At 56.6% G+C, this 251-nt stretch carries 1 pseudogene; it reads left to right on the plus strand.

Going from position 1 to position 251, the window contains the following annotated elements:
- A pseudogene (locus HMPREF2700_RS11865) lies at positions 1-251 on the plus strand (type IV secretion protein Rhs); the annotation flags it as partial.

Here is a 251-nt window from a genome sequence, read left to right on the forward strand (position 1 = left end):
GTCTGGCATCACCGTTACGACGCATTGGGCAACCGTACCGAAACCATCCGTCCAGACGGGCAGCGTATCGGTTATCTCCACTATGGCAGCGGCCACCTGCACGGTATCACCCTCAACCGTAACGAAATAGCCGCCTTCGAGCGCGACAAACTACACCGCGAAACCGAACGCACCTTTGGCAAACATATCCGCCAAGAAACACAATACGACCCCATGGGCAGAATCCTGCAGCAAATCCACAACCGCAGCCG

This window comes from Neisseria sp. HMSC068C04, from assembly GCF_001810105.1.
Taxonomy (GTDB): Bacteria; Pseudomonadota; Gammaproteobacteria; order Burkholderiales; family Neisseriaceae; genus Neisseria; species Neisseria flavescens_B.